Below are 638 nucleotides of genomic sequence, written 5' to 3'. Positions count from 1 at the left end.
CCGGGTGCGGTAGGTGAAGTAGGTGTTCAGGAGGAACGAGCCGAGCATGCTCAGCGCGAAGGCGCCGGTGTAGGCCGCGAAGTACGGCAGCATCCGGCGAAGCGGCAGGTAACAGGCATAGAACGTCAGGGTGTTGACCCCGCCGACGGCGGCGAAGCGCACGATCTGGCCCCAGGGGGCGAGCACCGGCAACGCGCGCATCAGCCGGCCCGGGAGCCGGCGGGGGCGGCGTCCGCGGGGGCGGGGGCGGCACTTGGTGGCGCCCGCCTCCCGGGCGGCATTGCGGTAGTCGAAGGTGACCGTGTCGAAGCCGATCCAGGAGAACAGGGCCTTGGAGAAGCGGTTGTACTCCGGCAGCGAGAGCAGGGCGTCCACGGCCGTGCGGGACAGCAGCCGGAAGTCGCCCACGCCGTCGCCGGTACCGTCCTTGAACGTCTCGACGTCCAAGCAGTACACGACGGCATTTTTCCACCACAGGTCAGAGGTGGACGTCAGGCGCATGGCGCCGTGCTACCCAGCTAAACGGGACAAATGCCCTTTTAATCGCCAAGCGCGAGCGCTGGGTGCGGACGGCAGCCCCGCCCCGGCCACGATCGCCGCCACCTCGGAGTCGGTCCAGGCGTTGAACTCCGCGTAAC

Annotated in this window: 1 protein-coding gene; it reads right to left on the bottom strand. The window is 68.8% G+C overall.

The genetic code is table 11. From position 1 onward, the window contains the following. A partial coding sequence (locus DMC64_RS43645; protein WP_305020020.1) for a GtrA family protein occupies window positions 1–456 on the bottom strand: 456 nt, incomplete at its 3' end. Window positions 457–638 lie beyond the last annotated feature (182 nt).

Source organism: Amycolatopsis sp. WAC 04197, from assembly GCF_003947475.1.
Classification (GTDB): domain Bacteria; phylum Actinomycetota; class Actinomycetes; order Mycobacteriales; family Pseudonocardiaceae; genus Amycolatopsis; species Amycolatopsis japonica.
This window is presented reverse-complemented; position numbering and strand designations above follow the sequence as displayed.